This window comes from Streptomyces sp. NPDC057307, assembly GCF_042667665.1.
Classification (GTDB): Bacteria; Actinomycetota; Actinomycetes; order Streptomycetales; family Streptomycetaceae; genus Streptomyces.
In genome coordinates this window covers 1-4,266 of record NZ_JBHUZM010000257.1, presented here as the reverse complement: position 1 = coordinate 4,266, position 4,266 = coordinate 1, and the positions used below count along the sequence as shown (strand labels likewise).

4 protein-coding genes are annotated in these 4,266 nt (G+C 73.7%); 2 read left to right on the top strand and 2 right to left on the bottom strand.

Annotated elements, in window-relative coordinates; translation table 11 throughout:
- Positions 1-668: 668 nt before the first annotated feature.
- Together ACFUN8_RS37045 and ACFUN8_RS37040 are read right to left on the bottom strand one after the other, a co-directional pair.
- A complete protein-coding gene (locus ACFUN8_RS37045) occupies positions 669-1,514 on the bottom strand; it encodes a tetratricopeptide repeat protein (protein ID WP_383647755.1) in 846 nt (281 codons plus the stop codon).
- A 17-nt stretch (positions 1,515-1,531) separates the two neighbouring features.
- Entirely contained in the window at positions 1,532-2,536 is a 1,005-nt protein-coding gene (locus ACFUN8_RS37040; protein ID WP_383647752.1) for a GNAT family N-acetyltransferase, read from the bottom strand.
- A 139-nt stretch (positions 2,537-2,675) separates the two neighbouring features.
- Between ACFUN8_RS37040 and fdxA the strand changes: the two genes are divergently transcribed.
- Positions 2,676-3,002, top strand: a complete 327-nt coding sequence (gene fdxA, locus ACFUN8_RS37035) for a ferredoxin (protein ID WP_189111520.1) — start codon at positions 2,676-2,678, stop codon at positions 3,000-3,002.
- 108 nt (positions 3,003-3,110) lie between these two features.
- The gene (locus tag ACFUN8_RS37030; protein ID WP_383647748.1) at positions 3,111-4,205 is read left to right on the top strand and encodes a bifunctional succinyldiaminopimelate transaminase/glutamate-prephenate aminotransferase; all 1,095 of its coding nucleotides are present in this window, start codon (positions 3,111-3,113) and stop codon (positions 4,203-4,205) included.
- Positions 4,206-4,266: the final 61 nt, after the last annotated feature.

The window sequence follows — 4,266 nt, the reverse complement described above, 5'->3', positions numbered from 1 at the left end:
CCGCCGGACTCCGGCGCCGGGGGCGGGCCGTGTCCGTGTGCCGGCGGGCCGGCCATGTGTCGGAGTTCGAAGTTCGGTACGGGGGCGGCCCGCCGGGTGGCAAGGGTTCCGGCTCGCCGACGGCCGAACGCCATGCGGCGTGCGCGGCCCCCGCGTCCGGCCCGGCGTAGAGGTGGGGGCTTCCGTCTGGTGGTGGCTGGCCGCGTCTCCGTGGCCGCGGGCGCCGTGTCGCGTACGTGACCGCTTGATGGTCCGCGCGGACGCGTCCGGTCCAGCGGTCGAGGTCACATGACCCGACCTGGGCCGACTACGGTCGGCACGCCCGGCCACCGGCCGCCCTCCGTGGGGTGGGCGGCTGTGCTCCGGCTCGCCGACGGCCGAACGCCATGCGGCGGACGCGCCCCCCCCCGCTGTGTCGCGTACGCGACCGCTCGACGGCCCGCGCGGACGTGTCCTGTCCAGCGGTCGAGGTCACATGACCCGGCCGGGCCGGCCCCGGTCGGCTCGCCGACGGCCGAACGCCATGCCGCGCACGCGGTCCGTCACCCGACCCACCGGGCGGCCACGCCCCCGCGTTCGGCGTCACAGCGCAACCAAGCGGGCCGACCCGGGCAGGGGCGCGGACAGCCGGGCGGCACGTCCCGCGCGGCGCCGCCACACGCCCCCGCTCAGTTCAGCATCGCCCGCGCCGCCCGCGCCTTGTGGCGGATCGCCTCCGCCGTCGACGGTTCCACCGCCGACACCACCTCCGCGTACTCGTCCATCTCCGCCGCCCCCGTCAGGAAATCTCCCCGCCGCACCAGCAGTTGGGCGCGTTCGTAGCGGAGGCGGGCCGGGTGGGACGGGAGCAGGAGGCTGAGTTCGACCGCCCACAGCGCGACATCGCCGCGTTCGGGGCGCGTCGCCGCCCACGCGCGGATGTTGTTCAGGATGCGGACCACGACGTGGAGCGGTTCCGCCGGGCGCAGCATCGACGGCTCCAGAGGGGCCCCTGTCGCCCCCGTCACCAGCGTCTCGGTGTCCTGCCGGGTCAGGAGCCTGCCGCCCGCGTACGGGTCCACCAGGACCCGCTCGTCGGGCTCCTCGGGCGACCCGAGGCCGACGACGAAGTGACCGGGCAGGGCCACCCCGTACACCGGCGCCCCCGCGCGGCGCGCGACCTCGGTCCACAGCACGGACAGCAGGATCGGCAACCCGCGCCTGCGGCGCAGGACTTCGTGCAGCAGTGACGCTTCCAGGCGCCCGTACTCGCCCGGCGTGCCCCGGAAGCCGAGGCGCGCGCCCAGCAGGTCCGCCAGCGCGGCGGCCCAGGCGCGCGGGCCGGTGAGGCCGAAGGGCAGCATCCCGGCCAGCCGGTCGAGTTCGATCTGCGCCGCGTCGAGCCCGGCCTCGTCCAGCGCCGGGTCCGCCTCCGTACCGATGAGGAGGCAGAGCAGCGCGACGTCGGGCCGCTCCGCGCGCGCCTCGGCGGCGAACCGGCTCCGGCGGTCGGGCAGGGGCGGTTGAGGTTCCATGGCCGGTCCGTCGCTCCTCACGCGGCTCGGAAGTGGTGGTACCGGTGATGCGTGGCGAAGCCCATGCCGTCGTACAGCGCGCCCGCCGCCTCGTTGTCCGACTCGACCTGCAGCCACCCGGCCGACGCGCCCTCCTCAAGAGCGCGCGCGGCGAGCGCGCGCATCACCGCGCTCGCCAGCCCCTGCCGCCGTCGCGCGGGATCGACCTCGACGGCCATGAAGCCCGCCCAGCGCCCGTCCACGACACATCGGCCGATCGCGGCCGGCACCCCGTCGTCGCCGGCGACCGACGCGAACCACACGGACGGCCCGCTGCCGAGTACCCGCAGTACGTGCGGACCGGGCTCGTCGAAGCGCTGGTAGCGGCGCAGCCACGCCTCGTCGCAGGCGCGGTCGAGCCGTACGCGCGCGGCGGAGTCCTCGTCCGGCCCCGCGTCCACCAGCGGCGCCAGCGCGCCGACGCGCAGCTCGGCCGTGACCTCCCGCCGCCAGCCCCGTGCCTCAAGCTCCGCGCAGAGCAGCTCCTGCGTCCCCTCCGCGCCCGTGGCCGTCTGGATGTACGCGGGCAGCCCTCGCCGGTCGTACCAGCGCCGTACGCGCCCCAGAGCCTCGTCCAGAGGCATTCCCGGCTCGCCCAGCGGCAGCACCGAGTTGGCGCGCCGGGTGAATCCTGCGGACGCCCGCAGCTCCCACTCGCCCAGCGCCTCGCTCTCCACCGGCTGCCACGCGCGCGCGGCCACCCGGGCCAGCTCCCGGAAGGAGGCGGCGGGACCCCGGCGCCGCGCCGGCGCGGCCGGAACGACCTTGCCCGCGACGAGCGAGGATTCCGCTATCCGGACGGTCTCTCCCGTGCGTCGTGTGATGAGGACCACATTGTCGTCCCAGGATGTGAGAACACCGACCGTGTCGGTGAACTTCTCCGCGCCGTCGACGGCGCCGGTCAAACGGCGGACAGACACACGTTTTCCCACGTCGGCGGGGGTGATCCGGACCTCCAGCCGTCCTCCGGTTGTGAATTCCACAGCTCTGTGCGCCCCTCCTGTGCGGATCGTGCCCAGGAACGGAGATACTAGGTGCGGGCATCGACGACGCCGCGCTCCCGCGCGCCCGTGGACGGAGCCGCAGATGGCCCGCCGCGCCCTATCGAGGAGGAACGACAGCGTGACCTACGTCATCGCGCAGCCTTGTGTGGATCTCAAGGACAAGGCGTGCATCGAAGAGTGCCCGGTCGACTGCATCTACGAGGGCTCCCGGTCCTTGTACATCCACCCGGACGAATGCGTCGACTGTGGCGCCTGTGAGCCGGTTTGCCCGGTCGAGGCAATCTTCTACGAGGACGACACTCCGGAGGAGTGGAAGGACTACTACAAGGCGAACGTGGAGTTCTTCGACGAGCTCGGTTCCCCCGGTGGCGCGTCCAAGCTCGGTCTCATCGAGCGCGACCACCCCTTCATCGCCGCACTGCCGCCTCAGCCCCAGAACGACTGACAGGCGCGGTCCCGGTCCCGTACGGCACCTCGCCGTACGGGACCGAGGTGTTTCCCCGTCGTACCGACAAGTGGGCGACCCATGAGCACTGTCGAGAAAGTGAGCACCGTGTCCGCAGTCTCTTCGCGACTTCCGGTCTTCCCCTGGGACAAGCTGGAGCCCTACAAGGCGACAGCGGCCGCCCATCCGGACGGCATCGTGGACCTGTCCGTCGGGACCCCGGTCGATCCGGTCCCCGACCTGATCCAGCGGGCCCTGGTCGCCGCGGCGAACTCGCCGGGCTATCCCACGGTGTGGGGCACGGCCGAGCTGCGCGACGCGCTGACGGGCTGGGCCGAACGGCGGCTCGGCGCGCGCGACGTCGCGCACACCAACGTCCTTCCGGTGGTCGGCTCCAAGGAGCTGGTGGCCTGGCTGCCGACCCAGCTCGGTCTCGGCGCCGGTGACCGGGTCGCGTATCCGCGGCTGGCCTACCCGACGTACGAGGTGGGTGCCCGGCTGTGCGGCGCGGAGCCCGTCTCCTACGAAGACCCGACCGAACTCGACCCGGCGGGCCTGAAGCTGCTCTGGCTGAACTCGCCGTCGAACCCGACCGGCCGGGTCCTGGACAAGGCCGAACTGACCCGGATCGTCGCCTGGGCCCGTGAGCACGGCGTGCTGCTCTTCAGCGACGAGTGCTACCTGGAACTCGGCTGGGAGGCCGAGCCCGTCTCCGTGCTCCACCCGGACGTCTGCGGCGGCTCGTACGAGGGCGTCGTGGCCGTCCACTCGCTCTCCAAGCGCTCCAACCTGGCCGGCTACCGCGCGGCCTTCCTCGTGGGCGACGCGGCCGTCCTGGGCGAGCTGCTCCAGATCCGCAAGCACGGCGGCATGATGACGCCGGCCCCGGTGCAGGCGGCGACCGTCGCGGCGCTGGGCGACGACACCCATGTGGCCCAGCAGCGCGCGCGGTACGTCGCCCGCCGCACCGCCCTGCGGGCGGCCCTGGAGGGCCACGGCTTCCGGATCGAGCACAGCGAGGCGAGCCTGTACCTCTGGGCGACCCGTGACGAGCCGTGCTGGCGGACGGTGGCCCATCTGGCGGAGCTGGGGGTCCTGGTGGCGCCCGGGGACTTCTACGGGCCCGCCGGCGACCGTTTCGTACGCGTCGCCCTCACGGCGACCGACGAACGCGTGGAGGCCGCCGTCAAACGGCTCGGCTGAGCGGCGGCGGCGTGCCCGTCGGACGACACGAAGGGGCCCGGGGAGTACGAACTCCCCGTGC

Bases quoted from the DNA above. Each gene is read 5' to 3' on its own strand.
- ACFUN8_RS37045 (WP_383647755.1), bottom strand. From the start codon at position 1,514: ATGGAACCTCAACCGCCCCTGCCCGACCGCCGGAGCCGGTTCGCCGCC.